Source organism: Streptomyces sp. NPDC042346 (genome assembly GCF_055581845.1).
Genome location: NZ_JBVJEH010000011.1, coordinates 1 through 26,654, shown reverse-complemented (window position 1 = coordinate 26,654; position 26,654 = coordinate 1). Strand labels below are relative to the sequence as shown.

22 protein-coding genes and 4 pseudogenes are annotated in these 26,654 nt (G+C 69.5%); 13 read left to right on the top strand and 13 right to left on the bottom strand.

What is annotated here, in order from left to right; genetic code table 11:
* Positions 1-457: 457 nt before the first annotated feature.
* A pseudogene (locus tag ACZ6K0_RS33770) lies at positions 458-580 on the bottom strand (DUF6243 family protein); the annotation flags it as partial.
* A gap of 52 nt (positions 581-632) precedes the next feature.
* Complete coding sequence (locus tag ACZ6K0_RS33765; RefSeq protein ID WP_376410629.1) at positions 633-1,598, bottom strand: serine hydrolase; 966 nt, start codon at positions 1,596-1,598, stop codon at positions 633-635.
* Between the two features lie 228 nt (positions 1,599-1,826).
* Here ACZ6K0_RS33765 and ACZ6K0_RS33760 point away from each other — a divergent pair, with 228 nt between their 5' ends.
* Positions 1,827-2,141, top strand: coding sequence for a hypothetical protein (locus ACZ6K0_RS33760; protein ID WP_469236129.1), 315 nt, complete (start codon positions 1,827-1,829; stop codon positions 2,139-2,141).
* Here the strand turns inward: ACZ6K0_RS33760 and ACZ6K0_RS33755 are convergent.
* Both ACZ6K0_RS33755 and ACZ6K0_RS33750 read right to left on the bottom strand, forming a co-directional pair.
* Positions 2,136-2,360, bottom strand: a pseudogene (locus ACZ6K0_RS33755) (IS5 family transposase); the annotation flags it as partial. The gene ACZ6K0_RS33760 and the pseudogene ACZ6K0_RS33755 sit on opposite strands and share 6 nt — an antisense overlap.
* A 104-nt stretch (positions 2,361-2,464) precedes the next feature.
* A complete protein-coding gene (locus ACZ6K0_RS33750) occupies positions 2,465-4,729 on the bottom strand; it encodes an FG-GAP-like repeat-containing protein (protein WP_469236128.1) in 2,265 nt (754 codons plus the stop codon).
* Between the two features lie 345 nt (positions 4,730-5,074).
* On the opposite strand from ACZ6K0_RS33750, the gene ACZ6K0_RS33745 reads away from it, so the two are divergent.
* Positions 5,075-6,529: a hypothetical protein gene (locus ACZ6K0_RS33745; protein ID WP_469577561.1), complete on the top strand. Its 1,455-nt coding sequence runs from the start codon at positions 5,075-5,077 to the stop codon at positions 6,527-6,529.
* Between the two features lie 517 nt (positions 6,530-7,046).
* Entirely contained in the window at positions 7,047-8,213 is a 1,167-nt protein-coding gene (locus ACZ6K0_RS33740; RefSeq protein ID WP_469236126.1) for a twin-arginine translocation signal domain-containing protein, read from the top strand.
* 6 nt (positions 8,214-8,219) lie between these two features.
* Here the strand turns inward: ACZ6K0_RS33740 and ACZ6K0_RS33735 are convergent, their stop codons facing one another.
* Both ACZ6K0_RS33735 and ACZ6K0_RS33730 read right to left on the bottom strand, forming a co-directional pair.
* A complete protein-coding gene (locus ACZ6K0_RS33735) occupies positions 8,220-8,528 on the bottom strand; it encodes a hypothetical protein (RefSeq protein ID WP_469236125.1) in 309 nt (102 codons plus the stop codon).
* A 155-nt stretch (positions 8,529-8,683) separates the two neighbouring features.
* Positions 8,684-9,457 (bottom strand): SDR family NAD(P)-dependent oxidoreductase, encoded by a 774-nt coding sequence (locus ACZ6K0_RS33730; protein WP_469577557.1) that lies wholly within the window; start codon positions 9,455-9,457, stop codon positions 8,684-8,686.
* A 282-nt stretch (positions 9,458-9,739) separates the two neighbouring features.
* On the opposite strand from ACZ6K0_RS33730, the gene ACZ6K0_RS33725 reads away from it, so the two are divergent.
* The 3 genes from ACZ6K0_RS33725 (at position 9,740) to ACZ6K0_RS33715 (ending at position 12,380) form a co-directional block, all read left to right on the top strand.
* Positions 9,740-10,978, top strand: coding sequence for a sensor histidine kinase (locus ACZ6K0_RS33725; protein ID WP_469577555.1), 1,239 nt, complete (start codon positions 9,740-9,742; stop codon positions 10,976-10,978).
* Positions 10,975-11,628 (top strand): response regulator, encoded by a 654-nt coding sequence (locus ACZ6K0_RS33720; protein ID WP_469236122.1) that lies wholly within the window; start codon positions 10,975-10,977, stop codon positions 11,626-11,628. Before ACZ6K0_RS33725 ends, ACZ6K0_RS33720 begins: the two co-directional genes overlap by 4 nt.
* 149 nt (positions 11,629-11,777) lie before the next feature.
* A complete protein-coding gene (locus ACZ6K0_RS33715; RefSeq protein ID WP_469236121.1) occupies positions 11,778-12,380 on the top strand; it encodes a GNAT family N-acetyltransferase in 603 nt (200 codons plus the stop codon).
* 417 nt (positions 12,381-12,797) lie between these two features.
* On the opposite strand, the gene ACZ6K0_RS33710 is transcribed toward ACZ6K0_RS33715, so the two are convergent.
* Positions 12,798-13,346, bottom strand: coding sequence for a MarR family winged helix-turn-helix transcriptional regulator (locus ACZ6K0_RS33710; RefSeq protein WP_469236120.1), 549 nt, complete (start codon positions 13,344-13,346; stop codon positions 12,798-12,800).
* Between the two features lie 113 nt (positions 13,347-13,459).
* Here ACZ6K0_RS33710 and ACZ6K0_RS33705 point away from each other — a divergent pair, with 113 nt between their 5' ends.
* Positions 13,460-13,852, top strand: a complete 393-nt coding sequence (locus ACZ6K0_RS33705; protein WP_469236119.1) for a hypothetical protein — start codon at positions 13,460-13,462, stop codon at positions 13,850-13,852.
* Between the two features lie 885 nt (positions 13,853-14,737).
* On the top strand, positions 14,738-15,067 hold the full coding sequence (locus ACZ6K0_RS33700) for a hypothetical protein (RefSeq protein WP_376410665.1): 330 nt from the start codon (positions 14,738-14,740) through the stop codon (positions 15,065-15,067).
* A 46-nt stretch (positions 15,068-15,113) separates the two neighbouring features.
* Here ACZ6K0_RS33700 and ACZ6K0_RS33695 read toward each other — a convergent pair.
* The 3 genes and pseudogenes from ACZ6K0_RS33695 to ACZ6K0_RS33685 form a co-directional block, all read right to left on the bottom strand.
* Positions 15,114-15,554: pseudogene (locus tag ACZ6K0_RS33695) on the bottom strand (DUF2252 family protein); the annotation flags it as partial.
* Between the two features lie 216 nt (positions 15,555-15,770).
* Positions 15,771-16,211, bottom strand: coding sequence for a DUF6082 family protein (locus ACZ6K0_RS33690; RefSeq protein WP_469577552.1), 441 nt, complete (start codon positions 16,209-16,211; stop codon positions 15,771-15,773).
* Positions 16,212-16,369: 158 nt separating this feature from the next.
* Positions 16,370-17,458 (bottom strand): alpha/beta hydrolase family protein, encoded by a 1,089-nt coding sequence (locus ACZ6K0_RS33685; RefSeq protein ID WP_469236117.1) that lies wholly within the window; start codon positions 17,456-17,458, stop codon positions 16,370-16,372.
* A gap of 821 nt (positions 17,459-18,279) precedes the next feature.
* Here ACZ6K0_RS33685 and ACZ6K0_RS33680 point away from each other — a divergent pair.
* The 3 genes from ACZ6K0_RS33680 (at position 18,280) to ACZ6K0_RS33670 (ending at position 21,864) form a co-directional block, all read left to right on the top strand.
* Positions 18,280-19,647, top strand: coding sequence for a GH1 family beta-glucosidase (locus ACZ6K0_RS33680; protein WP_469236116.1), 1,368 nt, complete (start codon positions 18,280-18,282; stop codon positions 19,645-19,647).
* Positions 19,644-20,891: an MFS transporter gene (locus ACZ6K0_RS33675; RefSeq protein WP_469236115.1), complete on the top strand. Its 1,248-nt coding sequence runs from the start codon at positions 19,644-19,646 to the stop codon at positions 20,889-20,891. The genes ACZ6K0_RS33680 and ACZ6K0_RS33675 overlap by 4 nt, the downstream gene beginning before the upstream one ends.
* A gap of 418 nt (positions 20,892-21,309) precedes the next feature.
* Positions 21,310-21,864: a hypothetical protein gene (locus ACZ6K0_RS33670; protein WP_469236114.1), complete on the top strand. Its 555-nt coding sequence runs from the start codon at positions 21,310-21,312 to the stop codon at positions 21,862-21,864.
* Between the two features lie 424 nt (positions 21,865-22,288).
* On the opposite strand, the gene ACZ6K0_RS33665 is transcribed toward ACZ6K0_RS33670, so the two are convergent.
* Complete coding sequence (locus ACZ6K0_RS33665) at positions 22,289-22,546, bottom strand: hypothetical protein (RefSeq protein ID WP_469236113.1); 258 nt, start codon at positions 22,544-22,546, stop codon at positions 22,289-22,291.
* A gap of 795 nt (positions 22,547-23,341) precedes the next feature.
* On the opposite strand from ACZ6K0_RS33665, the gene ACZ6K0_RS33660 reads away from it, so the two are divergent.
* On the top strand, positions 23,342-23,863 hold the full coding sequence (locus ACZ6K0_RS33660; RefSeq protein WP_469236112.1) for a hypothetical protein: 522 nt from the start codon (positions 23,342-23,344) through the stop codon (positions 23,861-23,863).
* Positions 23,864-24,020: 157 nt separating this feature from the next.
* Here the strand turns inward: ACZ6K0_RS33660 and ACZ6K0_RS33655 are convergent, their stop codons facing one another.
* Positions 24,021-24,494, bottom strand: a complete 474-nt coding sequence (locus ACZ6K0_RS33655) for a nuclear transport factor 2 family protein (protein ID WP_376410685.1) — start codon at positions 24,492-24,494, stop codon at positions 24,021-24,023.
* Between the two features lie 663 nt (positions 24,495-25,157).
* Here ACZ6K0_RS33655 and ACZ6K0_RS33650 point away from each other — a divergent pair.
* Positions 25,158-25,966 (top strand): annotated as a pseudogene (locus tag ACZ6K0_RS33650) (IS5 family transposase).
* A 15-nt stretch (positions 25,967-25,981) separates the two neighbouring features.
* Here the strand turns inward: ACZ6K0_RS33650 and ACZ6K0_RS33645 are convergent.
* Positions 25,982-26,398 carry a PPOX class F420-dependent oxidoreductase gene (locus ACZ6K0_RS33645; RefSeq protein WP_376410688.1) on the bottom strand — a complete coding sequence of 139 codons (417 nt, stop codon included), beginning with the start codon at positions 26,396-26,398 and terminating at the stop codon, positions 25,982-25,984.
* Positions 26,399-26,654: the final 256 nt, after the last annotated feature.

Here is a 26,654-nt window from a genome sequence, read left to right as displayed (position 1 = left end):
ACGGAACTCCTCCTCCGTACCTCGCCGTTGCGCGGCAGCCGTCGGCTCGTCCCGCTGGGCAGCCGGCGAGTCATTTCGCTGTGGTCGTCGAAAGCGAAGCCCCAGATGGGGTCCAGCTCCGGGTAGCGGATGGTGGGTGGGCTCGCGGGGTGCTGATCACCGGCCGTGGTTGCCGCCGCCGGCCTCGGCACCCTGGACCCGACCGCCCTCCCCTCCGGCGACGCCCTCCAGCTCGCCCTCGGCCCGATGGTCGCGGGCCATGCGTCTGGCCCGCGACCACTGCGCGGCCAGCCTTGGGGATTGCCGCTGGAGTACCGCGTACTGCTGCGCTGGTGGTGATGAGCGGGACCGGCCGCGCCGGGTGCGGCAGCAGGACCCGGACCACGCATTACGGTCCGGGCCCTGCCTCGTACGGTGCCGCCTCGCGGCGGCGGTGCGTCAGTTCCGTGCGGTGTTGTCACCCAGCGCCCTGGGCTGCGCCTGCCTTCTCGCGCATCTTGCGCACCGGCTCATCCCACCGGTCGGCTGCGCCCTGGCGGCCGAGGTTACGGTGCGGACCGCTGTTCTGCCGTTCGGCGCGGGGGCCGCCGAGGCGATTGGCGATCATCAAATGTGCGGCGTGACGATGGCGCTCATCTTGCAGGGGCGGCCGTGCTGATCCCGGGTGAAGGTGACTCCGCCTGGGGCACCGCGATGTACGCCTCCTTGGGCGTGGCGGTCGGCGTGTAGCGGGACGCGGCGGGCGCGGTCGGGATCAGATCCCGGTGGATCACCTTGGCCACGGCCTGGATGGTGTTCACTCCGTAGTTCATCGTGCTGTTGCCGTCGGTGAGCACGGAGATGGTGTAGTCGTGGCCGCCACCCTTGAACGTGCCGATGCTGTGAACGCGCCAGCCGCGCGTGGAGCGCTGCAGCCAGCCGTTCTTGACGTGCTTGGACACGGAGGAGGGCGCGCCGGCCGGGGTCCCCCACCTCTGCGAGGTGATGACGCGCCCCATGAGCTGGAGGATGTAGGCGCGGGAGTTGTCACTCAGGACCGAGTTCCTGGCCGTGATCAGCGAGAGGAGCCGCTGCTCGTCGGTGACGTTGATCCGGGTGAGCCCCCAGTAGCCGCCCGACCCTGGCACCGTCCGTGTCATGCCGGCGGCCGCCAGGAAACCCTTCACCTTGGCGACGCCGAGCTGGTTCCACAGGGAGGTGGTGGCCGCGTTGTCAGACTTGGTGATCATGGCGGTGGCGAGGTTGGACTCGCGTGACGTCAGGTACCGATTGGTCTTCTTGGCGTCCCAGAGGAGCGTGGCGAGGACGGTCACCTTCACGATGCTGGCCGAGTCGTACGAGGTCGTGGCGCGCAGGGTGCAGGTCGTGTTCGTGGTGCGGTCGCGCAGGCCGACGGCGACGGTCCCGGTGCGCGTGGCGAGGGCGGCGGTGATGTCCCTCTGAAGCTTGGCGGCGAGCCCGGCCTTGCCCGACGTGCAGCTGACCCGAGGCGCGGTAGCGGCGGAAGCGGGCGCCGCGCCCGCGACGACGGGCACGAGCATCCCCGCGGCGGCCACGACCGGTAGCACGCGGGCACGCAGGGATATGTGGTGAGTCATGTGGGTCCCCCTGGAAACGGATCGAATACGCCTGTGGCGCACTCGCCTTAGATGACTCTTGAGCGTGCGGATGGTTGTACGAATCCAGCGAAACCGGGGGATCGGGTGCCTCGTGACACGGTGCCACCGCGAAGCAGCCCGGCATCGGAGACTGACCACCCTGCGACCGCGAGCGCCCCGGGACATCGCTGTCGCCGGAGCGGCAGGTGTCTCGTGTCGTCCTCAGAGATGAACAGGCTCACTGATCCGGCCCGATCGACAAGATTCTGGGTCTCGCGGCCGCCGTACTTGCCCATGGACATGCGTGGGGAGAGGGCCGTCGCGGACGGCCTTCCCACCGACGCCCCCCACGCTTTCGGCGTCTTCGACACGACGCTGTGCGGAATCCAGAAAGCCGGCATGTCGCTGTCCGACCACTGGTGGTTGCCGGAGCGGGAGAACGCCTTTGGCGCCTGCCGCGAGGTGGCGGGTGCCATCGCTGGCCGCTGGCCGCAGGCGATGAGGGGCGAGGGCGCGCGGGTCAGCGTGGCCCGGCGGCTATGAGTCCTTCCGATTCGGAGTCGACTCTCGTGTGAGCCTGCGGCTCATCAGGTCGATCACCGCGAGGCGGATCGTCGCTTCGGAGCGGTGCGGGTGGGTGTCGTAGTCGCGGGCGATGCGGTAGTTCATGAGCCAGCCGAAGGTCCGCTCGACGACCCAGCGCCGCGGGACGACCTTGAAGCCCTTCTGGCCCAGGTCTTGGCGGGTGACCTCGACCTCGATATGTGGAGCTTGTCGCCGGTGCAGGGATCCAGGCGCGGACAATGCCAGCCGCTGCCAGCCGCGGGCAAGAGTGCCGCGCGGCCGGCAGACGGGTTCGTCGGATCCTAGAAAAGGTCGCCGATCCAGGCTCGTTGTTCGACGTTGTTCGTCTGGGCAGGGGCGAACGGCGTCTTCCAGTCGCCAGTGCCCCGGTAGAGGTGCAGGACGGTGTCGTACGTGGCGTGGTCCTCGCCCTGCGCGAGCAGGTCGTTGCGGCCGTCGCCGTCCGCGTCGCCGATGTTGATGAGGTTCCTGAACGAGCCCCAGCCGCCACCGATTCTGGTCCGGGAGGCGAAGGTGCCGTCGCCCTTGCCGAGGTAGAGCCACAGGACGCCGGTGCGGTCGCGGGCGAGGAGGTCCCCGGCCGGGCCGCCCGCCAGGTTCCCGGTGGCGGTGAGCAGGTTGTAGGAGCCCCAGCCGCCGCCGATCCTCTTACGGGCCCCGAAAGGTGTCGTGGTGTTGCCGGTGCCGGAGTAGAGCCACAGCACGCCGGACTTGTCGGTGGCCAGGAGGTCGGTGCGGCCGTCGCCGGTGACGTCGGATCCGGTGGCGAGCTGGTTGTAGATTCCCCAACCGCCGCCGATTCGGGTGCGTGGGGCGAAGGGTGCCTTGTAGTTGCCCTTGCCCTGGTAGAACCACAACACGCCGGCCTTGTCGCGGGCGACGAGGTCGCTGTCGCGGGTGCCGCCGAGGTTGCCGGCGGCGAGGATCCGGTCGTAGTCGCCCCAGCCGCCGCCTACCGGGAGCTCGTACGGCTCCTGGTAAGCGGAAAGGCCCCAGGTCTGCCTCACGTCGTACGCCGTGAGGTACCCGGTCCAGGGGCGGGCGAGCACGTCCGGGGAACCGTTGCCGTCGAAGTCGTGCAGCCGCGGCGCGCGGCTGAGGGTGAAGGCGCCGGTACGGACGAGGGAGGGGCCGATGCCGTTGGCGGGCTCGGCTTTCATCGTCCAAGAGTAGGCGCCGTTGTACGCCGGAAGGCCGTCCTTGTAGCGGCTGTCCCAGACGAGCGGGAAGGCGGTGACGCCCTCTCTGGGCTCGCCGGATCCGATCTTGACCGTGCGTCCCGAAGCGGTGTGCGTCAGTGTCAGCGACACCCTGGCGTTGAAGCGGCTGAGCGTCCAGCCGGCCTTCAGCTTGCCGCCCGCACGGTCGAAGTCGAAGGTGCCGGTCGGCGGCAGGGTCTCCTTCACCACCGTCAGGGCGGTCGGCAGTCCGGCGCTGCGCACCAGGGTGACGGCGGGCTTGCCGGTGGTCTCGTCGAGGGCGATCCGGTACAGGCCCTCGCCGTGGGCGAGGGTGCCGCCGACGGCGAGCAGATCGCCGTTCGCGTCGGGGACGAGCGAGGTGGCATGGTCGAGGAGCGGGAACGTCTCGCCGGTCTTCGCCGAGCGGACGGTGAGCTGGTGCAGACCGTTGGGGGATATGGAGGTTCCGCCGCCCGGCTTGACGTAGGCAAGCCAGTCGCCGAGCGCCTGGAGGACGGTGCCGTCGGCGTACCCCGGGGAGGTCAGTGTGACCGGCTGGGCCTGATTCGTGCCCCGCGGGACGACTACAAGCCTGCGGTCCACGGAGTAGGGGTTCTCCACCCAGGCCACATGGGTCGGCGTCAGGGTGACGGACGCGATGTCCGTCTCGACCTTGAGGGCGTACGTCTCCGTCAACGCACCGGTGGCCAGGTCCACCACGGACAGGGAACGCGCGGAGTGGTCGGCCCGACGGTGGACCACCGCGAGTGCCCCCGCCCCGGCGGCGTGGTCGAGCCAGGTGACGTCGCCGTCCGGCACGGCCACCTTCCGGTCGACGACCTTGCCCGCCTCCCAGGAGACCAGACGGTGCTGCCAGACACCGTCGACCGTCGCCGTCATCACCAGCGTGCGGCCCACGACCCGCTCGAGGTGGTAGAGGGTGGCGGCCGTGTTGAACGCGGACGTGTCGATCACGACCGGCTCCGCCGCCCCGCCCATGTCGGTGAGCGTGAACACCGCACCGGCCTGGGTGACCACCAGGTCCTCGCCCGGGCTGCCCCAATAGGCCCTGCCCGGCAGGACGGTGGTCACACCGTCGGCGTGCCGCGTCCAGCGGTGGACGGTACCGCTGCCCGTCCCCGACCGGGTGAGCATCCCGGTACGCCCGGCACTGATGAGCACCGAATCGGCCGGAACGGTCAGCGGGGCGATTACCCCCTCCTCCGCCTCCACCGTCGCCTGTACCGAGACGGGGGGAACCGCCGGCCCGGCCGCGAGGGCCGGAGCCGTCAGACCGCCGGTGGCGGCGAGAGCGACCGCTATCGCGGCGGCGTGACGCCGGCCGACGGCGCTGGATCCCTTCAAGAGAATTCCTTCCGAAGAATGCGGTCGTGACGTCAGCACGCCACAACCCCAGGACTGATGAAAGCCGTTCAAGGTTGCACGGTCGTTCGAAGAATGGCTGCTGATGCGTCATGGCTCGGCCAGGTCGAACGCACCCTCGCCGAACTCCACCCGCGGTCCTGCACACCGTCCGGGTTGACGGAGCTCAAGCGGCACGGGTTCCCGAAGTGCGTCCGATTGCATCCTGTTGTGCGGTAAAAGGGGAGGTCAGAGGGGGAGATTTCTGGTTGACCAGGGTTCCGGTCCGGGCGATAGTGGCGCTCGCGGCCGCGTTCGTCCGGCCTGCTGCACCAGGGGTGGGGACTCTTGAACGACAACAAGGACAATGTGCGTGACGACTTGCGAGGGCGGGTCGACGCGCTTGTCGCCGCGGGCCGGCCGACCGAGGCACGGGCCACCGCTCGGGCCGCGCTTGACACCGACGGGCCTGACGCAGGGCTCCTCCTCGCACTGGCCCGTGCCCATATGGCCGAGGACGACGACGACCACGACGACTCCGCCGAGCGGGTCTTCCGTGAGGGCTTGGACTCCTTCCCTGACGACATAGGCCTGCTCGCCGGATACGCGGAACTCTGCACCCGCACCGACGCCCTGGACCGGCCGGGGCGACATGCCCGGGGCCCCGTGCTCCTGGCCCGTCTGCGAGAACTCGCGCCGTACTCGCCGGAGTTGCTGCGAGCCGAGGCTGCGGGAAGCTCCGTTTCCACGAGCGCCAAGGACAGGATCTCGGTGCGCCGGGTGCAGTCGTTCGACGCGGCCCGTGCCTTCGCCGAAGCGCCCACGCCTCAGGCTGCCGCCGCTCAGGCCGCACAGTGGGCAGCCGCAGCCCCGCACGATCTGCGGCTCGCCGTGCTTGCCGAGACAACGGCCGCTCTCGCCGCCACCGGACGGACCTGGCCGCGCCTGCTGCTGCGCCGGGGCCTCGAATACCGCTTCGCCGCAGGTGTGGTCGTCGCTGTGCTGATCGTCCTGCGCATCACCGTCCTGCCGACGGTGCCATACGCCATGGCGACGGGAGTGGGGCTGCTGCTGGGCCTGCCGTTCCTCGGTCTCCGCAGACAGCTGCGGACGGCCCGCGAGAGGGCTGCCGAGCGGATGACCGCCCCCGTTACCGATGCCGTACCGGATGAAGAGGCGGGTGCCGGGGGTGACGGGTTCGGGCCGCCGGAGCTGCGGCCTGTGCCGCGCGTGACCGCGCGCGAGTACGCCTTCGCCGGGGCCGGAATCGCCCTCCTCCTGGTCGTCGGCGCCGCGGCGTACGCCTCCTCCCTCTCCTACCCCCGCTACGACATCGTCGCTCACGACACCTTCCGGGGGCTGCAAGGTTTCGACCTGCGTGAGGAGTTCGACCCGTTCGGTGCCGTGCCCGACAGCGAGAAGGAAGGGTCGACGGCCCGGGTGTACGTCGCCGAGGACGCCGCTCCTGACGCCGCCGCCGAGTACCTGGTGGCCGTGACGACGGGAGACTTCCATGAGATGCGGGAGTCGTGGTTGTACGACGGCGGGATCCTCACCAAGGAGACGGAGCAGGTCGGCAGCGTCCACGACACCTGGCGGGCCGAGGCCGGCCCGCACGGCGCCTGGATGCGGTGCCTCAGGTACACCGAGGTGGCCACTGGCACGCTGCGGGCGATGTGCCTGTGGGGCGACAAGGGCAGCATCGGCACGGTCCTGTTCACGGCTGCGGACAAGGACCGCGACGCGGTCGAGGAGACGGCCCGGTCCGTCGGCGCCGACTTCCTCCGGCCCGCCGCGGACTGACCCGGCGCGACGCGACCGGAGCGCCGAAACAGCCGACGCCCCGCCCATGTCTCACGCGCGCCTGACGTACAGCACGATCACTGGGCAGGCCGAGAAGTCGAGGACCGGGCCGTGCCCGGTTTCTCCTTCAACTCCGGTGTTGCGGTCTCGGCCACCCACCGGCCCGTCGTGCTGGGGGAAGCGACGGGACCAGCACCAGCCCCGGCGGTACGCGTCCTGTAGTGGGCTGTCCCCTCACGACCGCGGATGTGCCCGCCGACGCCGAGGAACCTGCCGCCGAGAGCGATCACGACCTGTGGGTTCCCCCGGCTGAGCGGGCGCCGCGCGCCGGTACGGGGTCGCCGCCGCGCCATCCGATACGCGACAACCCGATGCGCGCGGCTGCTGGGGATCGTTGTCCGTCTGCCGGGAACACCGGCGCGTCGGTGCCTTCCCCGCAGGGAGGGCGGGCCGCGCGCCGTCCACTTCGTGTTCCCCGCCCCTCGCCCGGCGAGTGGGCCCTTACGGAAGGCGGAGAATGACCACACGTAGAAGCTTCCTCGGCCACACCACCGCGGCCGGCGTCATGGCGGGCCTCGCGGCCTCACCGGCGGCGGCCGAGGACGGGAGCGGGGCACCCGCCGCCGACCCGGCCGTTCGGCGCGGTCGTGCCCGCGACGCGATCGTCGCGGTCAACAGCGGCATGCGGTCGCACTACGCCGCGCTCAAGTCGGATCTGATCGCGCAGCTCAGTCCCGTCCTCGTGGTCCAGAACGACGCCAAGGGCGGAAGGTTCACCCTCGTCCACGACGGCACGCAGGAGTCGCTGCATCCCGTCGGGGAGGTGTTCGAGCTGGCGAAGTCCGTGAGCCATGTGCCGCTCGGCGTCTTCTCGATCATCGCGCCCCACCTGAGCGACAGGGTTCCGAACGTCCCCGGCGCGGACCGCATCGATTCGCACGACCTCGCCATGGTCGCGTTCAAGAACACCGCGACCACCGACTGGATCACACCACTCCGGCAGTACGCCGACACGCTGGCCGCCGCCCGCCGGCAACTCGACCAGGCCGGCATCCCGCCGGAGATGGTGGTCTCGTGCGCGCGGGTGCTCGACGGCGCACTCTCGTTCATCGAGGTCTCCACCGAGGCCCGGTCCTTCGACATCCGGTCGTTCGAGGACTTCTCCTCCAGTGTGTACGCGGGCATCCGCACCAACATGAGGTACGCGGCCGAGGCCCAGATCGCGGGTGTGCAGGGAGTCCTGCGGAGGTGGCGGGCCCGGATCGGTGAGGAGGCGTGGCAGGACCTGTACACGGTCGTGCTGTCCCAGTGGGCCACGTCCGAACTGAACCAGAACTCGATCATCATCGGGCCGTGCATGAACCCGGCGAAGGTGGCCACCCATCTGATCGACCTGGCGGCCGCCGAGCCGCTCTCGGACCCGGTCTTCGTGGCCCTGGACAACCTCGCCCGGATCGTGCAGGACAACATCGCGGCCGAGTTGGTCTTTCCTTCGGACCGGGCGGCCGCCGATGCGCTGAAGGGCCCGCAGGATCTGCTCGCCGACGAGATCCTGGACCAGCTCGGTGCGGCGACGCCGGGCGCGGCGGCGTACTCCGCGCCTGTCGGGGCCGGGAGGGATGCCTGCCCCATCACCCGAAGGGGATCGGCTTCTCAGCAGGGCGGTACGGCACACTGCCTCTGAGGCCGGTTACGCCTCCGGGGCCGGCCCCGGAGGCCGCAGCGCGCGGGTCAGCCGGTCGAGGTCGCTCGTGCTCGACGGCGCAGTCCCCGTGAGGGTGCCGACGAGAGCCTGGGCGAGGACGGTCGCCGTACCGATCCGGGTGTCTTCCAGCTCGTCCCCGGTGACCTTTCCGATCACCGCGTCACGTACCGCCGGTGAGATCTCGGAGCCCCCGAACAGGTCGGGGAACGACAGCGCGATCATGCACAGGCCCACGTGGGCGGAGAGGATCGACCTGAAGGTCGGTGGGGGAGTGGCCGAGGGCGAAATCACCACCGAGCTCTCCGGTCCCGGGACAGCCCTGCTGGACTCGACTCCGCCCTCCACTGCACGATCGGCATCGGCGTGGCCGCACTGACGACCTGGCTCGCCACCCGCATCGGTGTCCGTCGATGACCGCCGCAACGGTCAAGGGCGTCAAGGGCCCAACGTCAGATACCGCTCGGCTGGATCATTTTCCGGCCCGTGGTGCTTCCGCCGTCCACGGTGACCGACGCACCCGTCATGTAGGGGAAGTCGTCGGACGCGAGCCCGAGCACCGCGCGTGCGATCTCCTCGGCATCGGCCATCCGTTCGAGACCGTCGACGTTGAGCGGCCCCCATGCCTGCTTGTACCTGGCCCATTCCGTGTCCGGGATCCCCGGCGGGCGGACGAAGGGGGTGTCGGTGGTGCCGGGCAGCAGGGCGTTGAGCCTGATTCCCTTAGGCCCGTACGCGAGTGCTGCGGACTTCACTATTCCCTGCACCGCCCGCTTGCTTGCGGTGTATGCGGCGCCGTTCGGCCGCGCCTGTTCGGCCGCTGACGACGAGGTGCAGATGATGACGCCGCGCTGCGCCCTGAGCATGTGCGGGATCTCGTACTTGATCGCGAGGAACACGCCTCGGGCGTTGGTGGCCTGGACGTCGTCCCACTCCTCGACGCTCATCTCATGGGGCAGTTTGCCGCCGCCGATGCCGGCGTTGTTGAAGGCCACGTCGATGCCGCCGTAACGGCTCGCGACCCGGTCCACGAAGGTCTGTACCTGGTTGGCTATCCGGACATCGGCCTGGATGTACGTGGCTTCGCCGCCCGCGTCCCGGATCTCCCGTTCCACCTGGCGCCCCAAGTCGGCTCGCCTGCCACAGAATCCGACATGGGCACCCTCCCCGGCGAACGCCTTCGCCGCCGCCCTGCCGATACCCGATGTGGCACCCGTGATGAGCACCGACTTCCCCGCAAAGCGGCCGACCGCTTTGCGGGACCTGGACGGGGCGCCGACCGCGTGGGCGGTGGTGCCGAAGGCCGCGCTCGCCAGACCCAGGGCCGCTGCACCACCGAGGAGGGCCCGTCGCCCCGTGGCCTCGGACTTCGTGTTCGTGCCGGTACTCGTGTCCGTGTTCGTGTTCGTGTTCGTATCCATGACGAGCACACTGGCAGCCCGTGCCGGGCGCACGACTCCCTCCTCGGGCCGGACATCGCGGCCGGTAGGAGGAGTTGCCCTCCTCCCATGGCAGGACCCGAGGAGCACGGGCGCCCGCCTATCGTGGGCCGCGTGAACCGATCTTGGATCGAGCTTGCCTTCGACCGGAGATTCGCCGTCATACGGGTCCTTGCGCTCGCCGGCGTACTGCTCGGCGATTTCCTGCTGCTCCAGCGGCCGTCCGGAGCACAGGACTGGGGCCTTGCCGCCGCCGGGGTCGTGCTGTGCCTGGCCGCGGGGAAGTGGGCGTTCGGCGCGCTCCTGGCGCAGTCGGGCCTGCTCGTCGTCGCACACGCGCTGGGCGCGAGCACCGTCTCTTCGCTGAAGGTGCTGGCCGCCGTGACTCTCTTCGAGTTGGCGGTTCGGCAGTCCGGGCGCCGCCTGGCCGCCGGAACGACGGCGCTGGCGCTTGCCGTCGCTGTGAACCGTCTTGAGGACCTGCCCGGCGAACTTCTCCCGGTGCTCTACAAGATGGGCATCGTCGCAGGCCTGCCACTGCTCCTGGGCGCGTACGTACGCGTGACCCGCGACGCCGCAGTGCACGCCCGTCAGTACGCGGAACAGCAGGAACTGCGCGCCGAGCAACAGCTGCTGGCCGCCCGCGCAGCGGAGCGCACCACCATCGCGCGCGAGTTGCATGACCTCGTGGCCCACCACGTCTCTTCCATGGTGCTGCGCGTCGGTGTCGCCCGGCATGTCGTCGCCGCCACCAGCACCACCGACCCGCGGATCACCGAAGTCCTCGACGACCTGCACTCCAGTGCCGGCGCGGCACTGACCGACCTGCGGCGCCTGGTGGCTGTACTGCGCGCCCCGGACCGTACCGGTTCCGACACCGGTTCCCTGGTCTCGCCCGGGGCACTGTCGGCGGCATTGGAGTCGGTGGTGCACCACAGCCGCCAGAGCGGCCTGGCCGTCACCGCTTCCGTGGATCCCCGTGTCGCACGGCTCGACGCGGTACGTGGCCTCGCGGTCCTCCGCCTGGCCCAGGAGGGCCTGGCCAACGCGGCCAAGCACGGCGGGCCCGGCGCACACGCCGAGCTGGCCGTCCGGGTGGCCGATGACGCCGTACACGTGACGATCCATGACGACGGGGCCGGAAGAACCCGGCCACCGGCCCCGGGCCCATCCGGACACGGCTTGATCGGCATGCGTGAACGCGTGGACCTGCTCGGCGGCCGGCTGGATGCGGGCCCCGCGGCTCGCGGCTGGCGACTCACGGCCGAACTGCCCGCCTTCACATCCGACATGGAGCCCAAGCTGTGATCCGCATCCTCGTCGTCGACGACCAGCAGCTTGTCCGCATGGGGCTGCGCATGCTCTTCGAGCAGGCTCAGGACATCGAGATCCAGGGCGAGGCGGCCAACGGGGCAGAGGCGGTACGACTGGCTGAACGCCTCACTCCCGACGTCGTCCTCATGGACCTGCGAATGCCCGGCATGGACGGCATCACGGCCACCCGCCGCATCCTGGCGGCGCGCCCTGCCACCCGGGTCGTCGCCCTCACCACGTTCGACGATGACGACCATCTGTATCCGGTGCTCGCGGCCGGAGCCTGCGGTTTCCTCGTCAAGGACACCCCACCGACCGAAATCCTGGATGCCGTACGCCGGTCCGCCAACGGAGAGGCCCCCTTCAGCCGGGACATCCTCAACCGACTCGTCGCCCAGGCTCTCCACGCCCGTTCCCCCTCCGACACCCCTACGGACCTCCCCTTACCGGCCATCACCCCGCGCGAGCGGGAGGTGCTCGGCCTGCTCGGCGTGGGCCTGTCCAACAAGGAGATCGCCGACCGGCTGCATCTCGGGGTCACCACGGTGAAGACGCACGTGGCGAGCCTGATGGCGAAGACGGGCCGAGACAACCGCATCCGTCTCGCCGTTCTCGCCGTCCTCACGGGCATCACTCCGGACTGACCCATCCCCCTCCTGACCGGGCCGGGACACCAGACTGACCCATCCCCCTCTTGACCTGGCCGGGACAAAGGCCCCGTCGCCCCGCCGGCTGTCCCTGGGCAAAATGGTTTGGCGAGGGATTCACCCGGTGGCAGGGTGGCTCGGTGAACATGGCACAGAACCCCAAGCCCCCTGTCGTGCGTCCCATCACCGACGCCGACATTCCTGCCGCGGTCGATACCCTCGCCCGCGCCTTCGCCGACTATCCCTACACGCGGCACGTGATCGCAGCGGACGATCACGAGGAGCGGATCCGGCGGTTCCAGGAGCTGTGCCTGACCCGCATCGGCATGGTGTACGGCCGGGTCTGGGTCGCCGACGAAGGCCGCGCCGTGGCTGTATGGGCCGTTCCCGGCCAGGATCCCTCGCCCGCCTTCGCTGAACTCGGGCCGATGCTGGGCGAACTCAGCGGCGACCGGGCTGCCGCTTACGCAGCCGCGGACGCGGCCATGGCCCCCTACCGGTCCCAGGAGCAGGGATGGTTCCTGGAAACCGTGGGAACCGCCCCCGAGGCTCAGGGGCAGGGCCTCGGCAGTGCGGTGCTGATTCCCGGCATCGAGGAGGCCGAGCGCGCTGGGTGTCCGGCGTTCCTGGAGACCTCCAGCGAGGCGAACGTGCGGTTCTACGAGCGCCTCGGCTTCAAGGTCGCAGCCGATGTTCAGCTCCCCGACAACGGCCCCCGCACGTGGTGCATGCGCAGGGACCCGCGCTGAGAACCTGAAATCTCACCTTCGACGGGGGCTGTGCTCAGACCACCTCGTCGCCCTCGTCCAACTCCGGCTTTCGCGCACCTCGGCCGGTCCAGAGGTGGTCTGACCAGCAGGATCGGCCTGGATTGCGACGGCCGGGGCCGTCGGAACGCGTTCGTCGTGACGGGAGGCAACTCCAACGTCTGCGCCCGGTTCACCGCCGTGATGGAACAGATCCGGGTGCCCCGCGTGGGCCCTGGCAGCCCCCGTGTCAGGGCCGCAACCGGATCCGGCGCGGCAGCCACGGCGGCCGGCCGCCGGCCTTAGACCGCGAGATCTACGAGCACCGCAACGTCGGGGGACGCTGCTTCAACGGCTTGCAACAGTGGCGCGGCATCGCCACCCGATACGACAGGACCGTCGAGTCCTACAAGGCGGCCGTCACCCTCGCATCACTCCTGATGTGGGAGTGACATCCGACGGTCGAACCTTAGGGACCCCTGTGGGGTTCGCCGTTTCGTTGACCAGTTCCCAGAGGGTGGCGCGGCATTCAGCCAGGCGCCGGTCGCCGATCCGGTCGGCCCACTGGCGGTCGATGTTCTCCGCGCTGCGCCGGGCGGCCTCGGCGGCGGATATTCCGCCAGGGGTGAAGTCGACGATCTTTGCTCGCGCGTCCGCCGGGTCGCGCCGGCGGTGGAGGTAGCCCTTTGCCACCAGTTCGTCGACCAGGGGGCCGACGGTCTGCTTGGTGCTTCCGAGGCGTTCGGCGATCTCGGTGACGCGGGCCCCGTCGTCATGGCCGAGCGCCGCGAAGATCCGCAGGTGCGCGGGGCGCAGATCCGTGATGCCTTCGCCGGCGAGGTCGCCTTGCACCCGGTCGGTGACAATCGCGGCGAGCCGGCGCGCCAGCGCGCCGAGCCGTGAGTCCGGTTCCAGGCGGTTGTCGGCGAGCTGACCGGTGTCTGCGGGGGAATGCGGGTTCCTCGACATGGTCAGGTCACCATACCTTCCCTAAATAGTCAGGTGACCGTACTGTTCGTGCCCTGAAGCCTGCCGGCGGCTCCGCTACCGGAACCGCCGGCACACCGGAAGGAACACTCGCCATGACCACACCGCCCCAGGCACACTCGACCCTCCCGCAGGCCGCCAGGGTGCTGGCGGGCCTGCTCCTGCTGTCCGGCGTCACCCACCTCGCACAACTCGCCGTCTACCAGCACGAGGCGAACGTGCTGGGCGCCGCCGGGTTCGGCGCCGTGTACCTCATGATCGGAATCGCGATCCTCAGGCGATGGCCTGCCGCGCTCCACCTCGCGGCCGTGCTCCCCGCGATCGGCGGTCTGCTCGGCATCTACCGCTACTTCTTCCTCCACACGAACCCCTTCAGCGTGTGGCACGTCGCCCTCGACCTGATCATCGTGCCGCTGGCCGTGACCCTCCTGGCCCGCCGGCGCACAGAACCCGCCGGAACCCCTTCCGGCTCACCGGCCAGTCTCTGAATCGCGTCCCTAGATCCCGCGGAACGACGGCCCCGCGCAGGGCCCCATAAGTGAGGCGGCCGACCGGCACGCGGAAAGCTCCGGGGCATCCGGCCCCAGGAACTGCGTCAAGCCGAACGATCGCCTGCCGATACCGCCAGGCAGCCTGGCCGGTAAACAGGACTCACCTGTCCCGTGCCAGGCAGAGCAGGCCGCTCGCCGTCGGCGTCACGGGCGGCAACGCCAACAACGGCACCCGATTCACCGCGTCCATGGAAGAGCCTTGGGTCCAGGAACGGACCCAGGCCGATGGTCCGCAACGACCGGACCTGGCAGAACAGCACCGGAGGCCGCTCACCAGCCTTCGACCACACGGTCTGAAGGCACCGCGACGTCGTGGATCGGCATCCGCCACGTGAAGCAGTGGCGGAGCATCACCACCTGGCAAGACAGGACCAACCCAGTCCTGCACAGCGCGGTCGCCCTCGCCCCACTCCTGATGCCGACGTGACATGTGACCACAGCGCCCAGACGCCGTGAGCAGCCGACCCTGGTGGCCGGTAGGCGGCCCGGGGCGCCAGCGAGTGCTGGCGCCTCGACCTCGGCCGGAGCAACGACGAATCCGAGCGCTCCTGCGCTGTGGGGCGGCGTCGACGAATTGGCGGGCGCGCCGGCCTTGGCTGCCGTGTCGGGCCGCCGGGTCGTGGCAGGCGGTCGACGCGGCGGTATCGGTCGAGGGAGCGACGCCGGCGCCCTCCTCCGCTCTGCGACGGTGGTGCGGTCGGTTGGGAGAGGCGACGCGGCGGGTGACGACCGCGGGAACGAGATCCAGGGCTGGCGCAGCCGCCACCCGGTGCCACGATGGAGGGACGAGGCTTTGTGGCCGCGCGCTTCAGGGAGGCAACCATGGGCCGCGAGTATCACTTTCATTGCGAGCACGCCGGCTGCTCGGTCACCGTGGGCCTGCGGATGGGCGGGACGCGGGAGCTGGAGCTCCTCGTGGATGGGAAACAGGTCGCCGCCGCCATCGCCCATGGTCACCACGCCCAGACGACGGTGCTGACCGGGATCCTGCCCACCGACCCGCCTCGCGGTATCGATGTCGAGGTGACGCTCCCGGGCAGGCTCGGCGGCGATCCGACCAGCACGCTGCTCGCGGGTGGCGAACGCAAGCCCATGCCCGCCCGGGATGTGCCCCGGCGGGCGCGGCCGACGGAGGCCGACTGGTACTCCTGACCGTGTCGGGGCACCCGACACGGCGTGTCCCTCCGGCGTACTTGGCGAGTACCGATCGCTTGGCTTCCTTCACCTGGATGAGCAGCGGGTCCTTCTCGTCCCTGCCGAGCATGAGGATGATCCAGCAGCGGGTGCCCACACTGCCCACATCGACCACCTCGCGCGCCATATCGACCAACCGGAACTGCGAGAGCAACTGCCGGTGGTCCGGCCGCAGCGTGTCCGCGTACCACTCGAGCAGCTCGCGGATCTCGTGCTCCAGGACGGCGCGATCGACATCCGGGAACAGGTCGCCGATCGGCACCGCGAGCGACGGGGTGGCGATGATCCGGCGCTCCCCGTCGACGATGCCGGTGAGTCTCCCGAACGCCTGAATGTCGTCCCGGCCGCGGCGTTCTCCATGACATTCGAGGGCTTCCTGCGCTTGGCCCTCCCGAGCTGGTCGGCCACAAGGGCATCGATCCGTTCCATCTTGGTCCTGGCGCACCACATGTCGAGGTTGTGCATGCCGGCGAAGGTCGGATCCACTCGCGGTACGAGCGCCCGCAGCGCAGGAATCGGTACGAGCGTGGCTCGATATGCCGGCCGACAGTGTCACGGTGGCCGCGTCACCCGATCAGTGGCACTCTGAAAATGCTCACTGGCCCCTGTGGCGGCAGCTCGTAGTCGTGACCGCCCACCGTGTACTCGACTACACCGGCGATCAAGCCCTAGGACTTGTCCGGCCGATCTCGTCGAGTTTCACCGTGAGCTTCTCGACGGACAGATGGCCGATGCGGAAGCGCTGCAACAGCTCTCCGAGAGCGAGAGACGTGATCAGATGCCGCTTCAAGGTCACCGGTGCAACGGGCGGTGGCCATGCCTGGAGCAGATTCGGGTCGCTCAGCGCGAGTGTCGCGAGCTGGATATGGCCATCCCTGATGGCCTGCTCGTTGCTCGTGCGCGCCTGCCGGACCTGGAAGAGGAGCGAGAGAGCCACACCCGCCAAAGCGATGGCTGAGAGCACGACGGACACGGCCCCGTACGTCTGGCTGATGTCACTGAGCTTCCCCCAGTCCGCGCTCGCCGGAGCCACGGCGGCCAGTACGAATGGTGTGGAAACGATCAGCCCCAGCAGTCCGAGCCCGAGCAGGACGTACGCCAAGGCCGTCAGTACCATGTCGTACGCTGCGCCCTGCCGCTTCCAGTTGTCACGCGTCCCGCCGAATCACTGACTGCCTGTTCGCTGACCAGAATGAAGCTGGCGTTGGCGCCCGGCAAGAAGCACTCAATCCGGCCCCCACATGATCGGCCGGACAGGTCCTAACTCGATCCGTGGCCGACCGGATGGTCAGGCGGCAGGCAGGATCGCACCTCCGGGTGGTCCGCGTTCAGGTGGTCGAACGGTGTCTGCTGGGCGTCACGCAGGTGCTGGTCGAAGAAGGCGCGCAGGTAGGCGCGGGTGATCGTCATGGTGCGCAGGCCTGAGGTGGCCGCGCCGCTCGGCACACCGAACTGGTCGGCCAGCAGGCCGAGATCGGTGAAGGACGGGTGCTTGGTGCCCGCCACCACCAGCCAGCGCTTCCAACCGGTCAGTAGTGGCCAGTCTCGGGCCCAGGTGTCCGCAGCGGGCCCGTCGCCGGGAGAGTACTGGCCGTCCCGGCCGAAGAACAAGAACGGGCGGTCCAGGCCCGTGTGCGGGATCAGAGGGGTGGTGCTGCCGTCCACGTTGATCCCCACGCGGATACGCTCGTCTGCAAGCATCGCCGCGATGGTGGCCGCGCCGCCCGCGGAATGTCCGGCCATGCCGATCCGGTCCGGGTCCAGCACGGGTGCGCCTGCCCACGGCGGGTTGTTGCCGAGCAGCTCGTCCAGTACGAAAGAGGCGTCCCGGGCGCGGCCAGTCTTCACCTTGTGCCAGAACTCGGCGTTGCGCGCAAACCCGCGGCCGAGGGCGAAGGCGGCCACCCGGCCGTCCGGAAAGGTGGTGGCCGCGGTCTCGTAGGTGTGGTCGATCGCGACCGCGATGTAACCGTGGCTGGCCAGGTCTTCGCCGATCGAGGTGAGCGTGGCGCGGGGCCGGGTGAAGCCGGGCGAGAGAACGATCAGGGGCAGTTGCCGCAGCCCGGGGCCGAGAGGGGCGTCCGGGAAGGCGTTGGTGCGCACCGAACTCAGCGCGTCGGGCGCGATGGCTGCCGGCTGACCGGCCAGGATCTCCGCCGACTCGGCCTGCGTCAGGTAGCGGGCGCGCGGACCGGACGAACGTGCGGCCGGGTACCAGATCGAAATCATCAGCTCGCGCGTTGGCACGTCCGCGACCCACGGGTCCGGGCGGGAGACATCTTCGAGGTACACCGATGTGGTGCCGACCGGATGAGACCCGGTCGGCGTCGGCAGGGTGGGTATGACCATGCGGTGCATGGTCGTCGGCCGCGTCCGACTGCGCCATCGGGGAGATCCCCGATTTGTGAGTCCGGGGTGCTTGGAGAGCCCGCGCACAGCAGGGCGGAAACCGTCCGCTCGAATACCCGGATTCGTCGTCGAACTTCAGTCGCACGGAGCGTTGCCCGGGCGAAGCGTCCACCTCAACGGCTACGCCGTTCTGACCTCCCAGGCCCACTGTCACCCGGACGTACCGAGCACGCCCTGCGGATCCAACTGAGGGAAGACAGAGCCGAGGTGACCTGGCGGGCCATGGTGACTGCGGCAACTCCGATAGGCGGCGGAATCTGTCTCCGGTGGCCCTGGCTACTGGTCGTCGGTTGTCTCGTGCATCCGTTGGGCGACCAGTGGCGTTCCGCCCGGTCCCCGAGGGGCAGGCTCAGCAGAGTCACGGCGGCGACCCCTCCGGGCCGACCGACAGCGTCACGGTGGGACCGGCGGGGCGACGTCGATGGCGGCGGGGTCGATGGCGGCGGGTCGATGGCGGCGGTCGGTTGGTCTTCTCGTACCGGCCCGTGCCGTTCGGTGTTCTGGTCCGACGGTCGCCGCCGTCCAGGGGCTGATCCGGCGGCCCGTCGGCCTGCGCGGAAGCGTTCTCCGGTGATGGTGGCCCGCGGGGTCCGGGGTGTGACGGCGAGGCAGCGGCCTCCCCAGTCGTAAGTTGAGGATTGTTCACTTTCCATTGACAGGGCGGACCCTGGGACCCGAAAGTGCCTTGAGCAGCCCGCCCGACAGCGCCTCCCCGCACCCGTGTCGAGGGATTCGCGCTCCCCCGACCGAAGCGAGTCCGCATGACAGCGCCCGTACCCGAGTTCCCGGCCGGCTTCCTCTGGGGAGTCTCCGCCTCCGCCTTCCAGATCGAGGGCTCGCCCACGGCCGACGGCCGGGGCCCCTCCTCCTGGGACGCCTTCACCAGCGAGCAGGGACGCGTCAAGGACGGCTCGCACGCGGAGGTGGCCACCGACCACTACCGCCGCTACCGCGAGGACGTGGCGTTGATGGGCGAACTCGGCGTAGACGCCTACCGGTTCTCGGTCTCCTGGTCCCGCGTCCTGCCCGACGGCCACGGTCCGGTCAACCGCGCGGGGCTGGACTTCTACGACCGGCTCGTCGACGAGCTGTGCGCCGCGGGGATCGCCCCGGTGCCCACCCTCTTCCACTGGGACACCCCGCTCGCCCTGGAGGAGCGGGGCGGCTGGCTGGAGCGCGACACCGCAGAGCGGTTCGCTGCGTACGCCTCGGTGGTCGCGCAGCGCCTCGCCGACCGCGTGCCCATGTGGATCACCATCAACGAGCCCGCCGAAGTCACCCTCCTCGGATACGGCCTGGGCGAACACGCCCCCGGCAAGCAGCTCGTCTTCGACGCCCTGCCCGCCGCCCACCACCAGCTCCTGGCTCACGGGCTGGGCGTACAGGCCCTTCGCGCAGCGGGTGCCCGCCAGATCGGCATAGCCGCCTCGCACAGCCCCGTCTGGACCGCCGGTGACAGCGACGAGGACCGTGCCGCCGCCGAGTTGTACGACACGCTCACCAACCGCCTCTTCGCCGACCCGATCCTGACCGGCACCTACCCGGACGGCCTGGACTCCCTCCTGCCCGGCCCGGTGTCGGAGGACCTCAAGACGATCTCGGCCCCGCTGGACTGGTACGGGGTCAACTACTACAACCCGATGCTCGTCGGCGCGCCGACGCCGGCCGGCACCTCCGCCTTCGGCGGAATCGAGATCCCCTCCGGACTCCCCTTTGCCCTCCGGGAGATCGAGGGGTACGAACGCACCGACTTCGACTGGCCCGTGGTTCCGGACGGACTGCGCGAGCTGCTCGCCACGCTGCGCGAGCGCTATGGTGACCGGCTGCCGCCCCTGTACATCACCGAGAACGGCTGCTCGTACGGCGACGGGCCGGACGCCGGCACCGGCAGGGTCGAGGACGCGCGCCGGATCGCCTACCACGACGGCCACGTACGCGCCTTGCACCAGGCGATGGCCGAGGGGGCCGACGTACGCGGCTACTTCATCTGGTCGATCCTCGACAACTTCGAATGGGCGGAGGGCTACCGGCAACGGTTCGGGCTCGTCCACGTCGACTACGAGACGCTGGCGCGGACGCCCAAGGAGTCTTACGCCTGGTACCGCGACCTGATCAAGAGCGGCAGATGACTGCCGAGCCGAAGGCCGCGGTGGCCGGGGAATCGGGCACTGCGCCCGGCGGTCGGTGGGTGAGCGCGCTGTCCCTCGCCAACCTCGGGGTGTGGGTCGGCTGGTTCGGCCCGCTGCAACTGCTCCTGGCGCGCCAGGCCGAGCACCTCACCCCCGACCACAAGGCGTCCACTCTCGCCCTGGTGACGGGATTGGGGGCGGCCGTCTCGATGGTCGCCAACCCCGTCTTCGGAGCGCTGTCCGATCGTACGACGGCGCGCGCGGGCCGTCGGATCCCCTGGGTGGTCGCCGGGGTGGCGGGCGGGGCCGCCGGCCTGGTGGTTCTTTCCCTGGCGGCGAGCGTCACGGCTGTGATCGCGGGCTGGTGCCTGGTCCAGCTCGCCCTCAACGCGGCCTTCGCCGCACTCACCGCCGCCGTCCCCGACCAGGTCCAGCCCCGACAGCGCGGCATGGTCGGCGGCTGGCTCGGCGTCTCCCAGGTCGTCGGCATCCTGGTCGGCACGGCACTGGCCACGGTCGCGGGCGGGATCACCGCCGGCTACCTGGCCTGCGCGGGCTTCTCGGTGCTTGCGGCCGTGCCGTACGTCCTGATGCGGCGCGACTCGGTGCTCGCCCCCGCTGACCGGCCGGCCTTCCAGTGGTGGACCTTCCTCGCCGGCTTCTGGATCGACCCGCGCCGCCACCCCGACTTCGGCTGGGCCTGGCTCACCCGGTTCCTGATGAACCTGTCGTACTCCATCAGCACGATGTACCTGCTCTACTACCTGACCGACGCGGTGCGCTACGGAGGCGACGCGGACACCGGCGTACTGATCCTCACGGCGCTCAACGCGCTCACCCTGCTCTCCACGGTGGTGATCAGCGGCATCCGCTCCGACCGCAGCGGCCGCCGGAAGTCCTACGTCATCCGGTCGGGGCTGGTCATCGCTGCGGCCACGCTGCTGCTCGCCGTCTGGCAGACCTGGACCGGCGCGGTCGTCGCCTCGCTTGTCCTCGGCCTCGGCTTCGGCGTGTACACGGCGGTGGACTTCGCCCTGCTCACGGACGTACTGCCGACCGCGGAGGACCGGGGCAGGGACCTGGGCGTGATCAACATCGCCAATGCGCTGCCCCAGGTCCTGGCCCCGGTGATCGCGGCCCCGGTCGTCACCCACCTCGGCGGATACGCAGCCCTCTACGCCCTCGCGGGAGGCCTGGCCCTCGCGGGCTCGATCCTGGTCCGCCGTATCCGCTCGGTGCTCTGAACAAGCATTCCTGCCCAACCCGCCACGGGCGACCACGACCCACCCTCAGGCCAGTGAGCCTCTGCCGCCTTGAAGTCCCAGGCCAAAGGGCTGGCTTGACCGGTACTGGGGGTGCTCGTGCTGGTCGTGGGCGTGAGTCGCGGAGAAGGTCATCGTCAGCTGCTGACTTCGAGGTTCGTCAGGACGAGCAGAGAGTCATGGGGTCGCTGATGTCGTTGTCCAGGCTGCGGAAGCCGAGTACGCCAACGTCCCGAGGCCGGCGGCCCGCAGGTGGGCCAGGACGTGGTCGTGGCGGACGGCGGAGATGTCGTGGGTGCGGCCGGGCGGGCGACGGATGTCCTCATCGTGGGATGGGCGAGGCGGGTGGGGGAAGGGCTAGTGGCGCATCCGAGCGCCGCCGCTTGTGAGGAGTCCGAATATGGCCCGCACGATCGCCCTGGTCCTGGCCGGCGCCACCGCGCTCGCAGTGACGCCCGCCGCCGCAGGACCCGAGCCAGGAAGGGCGGCGGCGGACAAGGCGGTCACCTATCGGGTGACCGCTCCATACCAGCAGCATGCGAACGGTGTGCGGGCCGGCTACAAGCCCGACCAGTACTGCGTCTTCGACCGGGCGGGTGGCACGGGCGCGCTCGGCTACCCGCATTTCAACCACGTCTACGACAACTCGACGGACCCTGCCCAGCCCACCGCCCTCTTCTACGAGGACGACGGCAAGGGCGGCAAGCGTCTCGTCGGCGTGGAGTGGCTGGTCTACGACCGCGACCAGAACCTGAAGACGGACGACGACCGGCCGTACATGTTCGGGGTGCCCTTCAAGGGCCCCAGCCGCGGCAACTTCCCCGGCCAGCCCGTCCACTACGCCCTGCACCTCTGGCTGTGGAAGAAGAATCCCAAGGGCCAGTTCACCACATACAACCCGGCGGTCACCTGCCTCCCGGGGACGACCCGCCCGCAGCCGCGCCCGTCTTCCTGACCCCCGGTGGGCTGCCGCTCACGCGCGCCTCGGCCACGAGGGCGATGGCTCGCCGAAGGAGGTCTCGCGGTCTTTTTCACCTCCGCGTTCCATCCGGAACCGACCATGTGATTCCGACACGGGATCTGAGATACCCCATCTGTAGGGGCTCGCCGCTCGTGCCACAGGTCCTGCCTTCTGGCCAGCTACTCTTCCGCTTTCTCAGACAGACGCCCGTCGGCTTGGTCTCACGAACGCGGCATTTCCTCATGCCGTCGTTGGGCCGGCCGGGCTCGGTACGCGGGCTGGCACCACGATGCCGGGTGGGTCCAGGGGAGCCGTGTGGGCGTCACCGGCTCGAAGAGGGCTCGCCCGGTCCGGGGGACAACCTAGGGAAGGCTGATCACGAGGCCGCTGGGCAGGGACAGGATGGTGCAGCTCGTCCTCAGGTAGCCCAGGGCAGCCGTACCGCCTCGACACCGGTGTCGTTCAGCAGCGCCTCGATGAGGGCTGGAGACCCGGCGACCTTGGTGGCCCACAGGTCGTAGTCGGTGCACAGGACCCATGAGCGGTCTTCGGCCCAGAGGTTGGCGGGGCTGAAGTCGGGCAGTTCGGCCTCGGACATGTCGTAGAGGATCTCGGCGTCGCCGAGGCGCCCCACCCGCACATGGAGGTTGTCGAAGTCGACGGCCCCGAGCGTCAACGGGTTGTAGTAGGCCAGGCAGCGGGTGTCCGGGCCTGCGGGGCTCGCCGGCCGGCGAGAGCGGCCAAAGGCCTGACAGCAGGTTCGATTCCTCGGACACAAGTTCATGATCTCAGTTGCGGCCCCGGGCCACGCGAGGTCCGGCCTCATGGAGCCGCCCTGCCGCTGGGCATGCTCCGGTGTACCTGGCTGGGCACCGGGACGGGTACCTCGACACCACTGCACGAAAGCTGTGCCAGAACCGTTCAGGGCTCTGGCTCAAGCTCTGCGGCGCGTCTCGTCCACACGGCCGATGCGATCCGCTGGACCCTGTTCCTGGTTGCGGAGCGTTCCTCGCCGCCGTCCGAGAGTCTGGCCGTCACCGGCTGGAGAAGCTGTTGCTCCCCGGCTGGCAGCAAGGCGTCGAGCCGGCGCCCGGCGACGTCACACACGCTCGTCGACAGCTCAGCGATGATCTTGAGGTTGGCGCCTGGGCTCCAAGCTGGAGTTTCGAGACGGTGTCGTCGACGGTCGAGACGAAGGCGCCCTCTGCCGTCATCGTCAGGTGGGCGCGCTGTCTGCCTCCGCCGGAGTATCGGAATCGCGTGGCGCAGCGGATGCGGATGGTCTCCCCGCGGCTGAGAGCGCCGATTGTCTGAGACATGCGCCTCAGGCGGTGAGGCCGGCTTGTTCGAATGGCATACCGATGAGATTCGGCTGTGAGGTCTCGCGAGGTACTTCGCTGGTGATGATGCATTTCGGCCACGACTGGGGAGTGGATGGGCCTGTCGTGTGCCTGCGGTACACGCTGTGCCCATGGCGAGACGATTACAGGTCCGGACAGGTACGCCGGGTGGCTGCCTTCTCAACGGATGCCTGACCATTCTGGGACTGCTGCTCGTGGCCGTCGTCGGCGTGTGGATCTGGCTGGAGACGCAGCCGGCGCGTGATGATGCCCAGGCGCGCAAGAACCTGCGGGAGAACGCTGAAAGACTCCGCGACCGGCTGGGCGAGGCAGCGGCCGACGGCAGCCTTCCCGATACGGAGATCGCCCAGGTCTTCCCTCCCTCGAAGCCCGCCAAGGGCTTCGTCAGCGTGACGCGGCAGGGCGATGCGGTCACCGTGGTCGCGGAACTGCTCGGGCAGGGACCGCCGCGGGCTTTTATCTTTGTGTATGCGCGGCTAGTGACAGGGTGTTACGCCTTTGAGGTGTTGCCCCCGGCCCCTGGGGCCCCACGGCCTTCCATCCGGGAGCTATCGCAGGAGGCATGTGTGGCAGGCGTGGCCACGCGCTCCGTACCCGATCGCCGGGATCAACAGCCGCATGGCTCGAAGTAGCCCTGCACAGAGGGAGTCCGGCTCGTCTCCGCACAGAGCCTGTTCGAATCCAGGGATCACTCCAGCGTCTCCCGAAGCGGGGTTCTGGATCATGTTCTGTGGAGTGTCACGCTCCGTGGCGCAGGCATCTTGACGGCCGGTCGGCTGGGAGCCGTTCTCATGACTGGCCGGGCCCGTCGAGGCGTTCCGTGGGACCGGCGAAGGAGAGGAAGAGAGTCCGCGTGGTGAGCAGCCAGGTGTCTTCGACCTTGCGGAACGTGTCTTCGTAGTGGCCCACTTGAACCGGAGGTCGCGGCGGTATGAGGCCCTCGCTGTAGCCGTCGACACGGTACGTGGTGAAGTAGGTGGTGGCGGCGGCGGTGTCCGCAGAGGTCACGGTAACCAGGATGTTGGTGCATATACGGCGTGACAGTCGGTCTGCGGGCCGGTTGCCGAAGTAGCTGCGCAGGGCATCGTGACCCGCAATGCGGCGGTCGCCGGCGGGCCATTCCCAGGTGCCGTCCCGCGTGAACAGGTCCGCTACCGACCCCGGGTCCCCGAGGTCGAGCCGGTGGACGAACTCGACGACCAGCCGCTCACAAGCCCGCTCTGAGAGCAGGCGCTCCATCGGGTCAAGAGTTTCAGCAGTCATGATCAACTCATATCAGGTCGCCCTTGGTTGAGGGAACCTCACCCGAGCCGGACCCCGGTTCCGTGCTCATGTTCTCCGGAACCGTGCCCGTCTCTTGTCGCCCCAAGCCAAGACGAGGTAGAGCTACCCGTCGGGTAGCTGTTTTCTGTGCGTACAGGCGCCTCACGGCCTCCTGGCCACCTCCGGGCAGCACCACCCGTAGCGGCACTGGTTCGAACTCGGGGGAGGGCGTCGTCACGGGTGCGGAGCCCCGTCGTTCTGGACTGCCGCGGCGGCTGCGAGAAGGCGTTCCCAGGCGCGGGGTGTGCCTCCGTGCTGTTTGGCGAGCGTGGCGGCGCTCTGGCCCGTGGGCGCGCCGCTGGCGGGGGTCAAAGCCTCGTGGGCGGTGACAGGGCGGGGTCGTCTTCGTAGGCGTGCTGTTTGCGGGGGCTCTTGGTTTGCAGGCGTGGTGGCCGCCGCCCTCGGCCTGGCCGGGGGCGTTGTCGCGGCGGTCGAGGACCTCGGCTTGCTCACGAAGTGTGCCCCGGTCTGGGCGCTGTCGTGAAAGAGGTATCGGCTAGGCAGCGTCCGGCGGACTATGTGACTGTCGGATTGTCGATCGTTGTTCCCGGCATGGGGCGGGGTGATCTGACGAATGCCGAGTGGGTCCGGTTGGAGCCGTAGTTGCCGGCGTTGGGGCAGCGTGGCGGACAAGGAGATCCTGTTCGAGCTCCGAACGGGCATACCGCGGCGGGGCCTTCCCGAGCGCTTCGGCAGCGAAGGACCGTCCATGAACGGCACCGGCGCTGGTCGGCGGACGGCACGTGGGACCGGATCCTGCGTGCCGTCCAGGCCGAAGCCGACCTCGCGGGCTGGATCGACTGGAGCATGGTCAGCGTTGACTCGATGTCCTGTCGGGCCCATCAGCACGCGGCCGGGGCCCGGAAGAAGAAGCCACGCGTCCCGAGAAAAGGACAACGCCCCGGCACCACCACCCCGACGAAGGACTCGGCCGGCCCCGGGGCGGTTTGACCAGCAAGATCCATCTCGCGGGTGAAGGTGGATGCCGGCCGCCGGCCTTCCTGGTTACGCCCGGACAGAGGGGCGACGCACCGCAGATGATCGAGGCCCTGAAGCGCATCCGCGTTCCCCGCCCGCGGAGGGGTCACCTTCGCACCCCGCCGGACCACCTCGACGGCGACAAGGCATACGGTTCACGGCTCACGGCGCAACCGCTGCTACCTGCGGAGACGCCAGATCAAGCACACCATCCCCGAAACCGAAGGACCAGCGGGCCATCCGCAAACGCCGCGGCAGCAAGGGCGGCCGGCCCACCGGCTTCGACAACGAGATCTACAAACGCCGCGACGAGGTCGAGCGCACGATCAACCGGCAAGAACTTCCGGGATGTCGCCACCCGCTACGACAAGAGGGCCTACGTCTTCCACGGCACCGTCACAGTCGCGGCGATCCGCTTATGGCTCCGCCCATGACTCGCCGGACAGAATCTAGGCGGTCTTGGTGGCGTTGCCGAGGATCTTGGTCGGGGTGATGCGGACGACCACTCGTACCTCTTCCGGCGGGGCCTCCAGGTACTCCTTGCCGCCGCCCGGGCCGAGGTATTCCTCGGCGATGCGGACGGCCACCGCGCGGTCGGCGTCCTCGGTAACGGTGGCCGTGCCGCGGATCTCGACGTACAGGTAGGGGTTGGCGAGGTCGAAGACGGTCAGGCCGACGCGTGGGTCGCGGAGTATGTTCCGTTCCTTGCGCCGGCCCTGTTCGGTGGAGATCAGCAGCTCGCCGCCGTCGCGGCTCACCCAGACCACCGAACTCTGCGGGCTGCCATCAGGGTTGAGGGTGGACAAGACGGCCGGGTGCGGTACGTCAAGCAGGCTGCGCACGGTGTCGTTCATCTCAAGGGGCATGTCAGGGAGGCTAGTCGGGCTCTCTGGTGCGCCGCACCGGAATACCTTCCCGTCGTGCCAGATCGCCCAGGTGGGACCCTCAGGCCACCCTGCCCGCGCCCAGACCGGTGACCCGAGCGCGAGGCAGTCACGTGATCCGCCGGACACTTATCCGCCGGACAGGCCCTAGGCCGTGTCCGGAAAGTCGGTCGGTCGTTGCTCCGTTTGTGGTGCGTCGACATGAACTGACGGATGAGTCGTGGGCGTTGATCGCTCC

What these genes read in the sequence shown, in the direction of transcription:
- ACZ6K0_RS33765 (WP_376410629.1), bottom strand. Translation starts at nt 1,598, where the DNA reads ATGACTCACCACATATCCCTGCGTGCCCGCGTGCTACCGGTCGTGGCC.
- ACZ6K0_RS33670 (WP_469236114.1), top strand. Translation starts at nt 21,310, where the DNA reads ATGGCCCGCACGATCGCCCTGGTCCTGGCCGGCGCCACCGCGCTCGCA.
- ACZ6K0_RS33675 (WP_469236115.1), top strand. Translation starts at nt 19,644, where the DNA reads ATGACTGCCGAGCCGAAGGCCGCGGTGGCCGGGGAATCGGGCACTGCG.
- ACZ6K0_RS33710 (WP_469236120.1), bottom strand. Translation starts at nt 13,346, where the DNA reads ATGTCGAGGAACCCGCATTCCCCCGCAGACACCGGTCAGCTCGCCGAC.
- ACZ6K0_RS33705 (WP_469236119.1), top strand. Translation starts at nt 13,460, where the DNA reads ATGACCACACCGCCCCAGGCACACTCGACCCTCCCGCAGGCCGCCAGG.
- ACZ6K0_RS33715 (WP_469236121.1), top strand. Translation starts at nt 11,778, where the DNA reads ATGGCACAGAACCCCAAGCCCCCTGTCGTGCGTCCCATCACCGACGCC.
- ACZ6K0_RS33740 (WP_469236126.1), top strand. Translation starts at nt 7,047, where the DNA reads ATGACCACACGTAGAAGCTTCCTCGGCCACACCACCGCGGCCGGCGTC.
- ACZ6K0_RS33760 (WP_469236129.1), top strand. Translation starts at nt 1,827, where the DNA reads ATGAACAGGCTCACTGATCCGGCCCGATCGACAAGATTCTGGGTCTCG.
- ACZ6K0_RS33725 (WP_469577555.1), top strand. Translation starts at nt 9,740, where the DNA reads ATGGCAGGACCCGAGGAGCACGGGCGCCCGCCTATCGTGGGCCGCGTG.
- ACZ6K0_RS33700 (WP_376410665.1), top strand. Translation starts at nt 14,738, where the DNA reads ATGGGCCGCGAGTATCACTTTCATTGCGAGCACGCCGGCTGCTCGGTC.
- ACZ6K0_RS33645 (WP_376410688.1), bottom strand. Translation starts at nt 26,398, where the DNA reads ATGCCCCTTGAGATGAACGACACCGTGCGCAGCCTGCTTGACGTACCG.
- ACZ6K0_RS33685 (WP_469236117.1), bottom strand. Translation starts at nt 17,458, where the DNA reads ATGGTCATACCCACCCTGCCGACGCCGACCGGGTCTCATCCGGTCGGC.
- ACZ6K0_RS33680 (WP_469236116.1), top strand. Translation starts at nt 18,280, where the DNA reads ATGACAGCGCCCGTACCCGAGTTCCCGGCCGGCTTCCTCTGGGGAGTC.
- ACZ6K0_RS33655 (WP_376410685.1), bottom strand. Translation starts at nt 24,494, where the DNA reads ATGACTGCTGAAACTCTTGACCCGATGGAGCGCCTGCTCTCAGAGCGG.
- ACZ6K0_RS33660 (WP_469236112.1), top strand. Translation starts at nt 23,342, where the DNA reads ATGGCGAGACGATTACAGGTCCGGACAGGTACGCCGGGTGGCTGCCTT.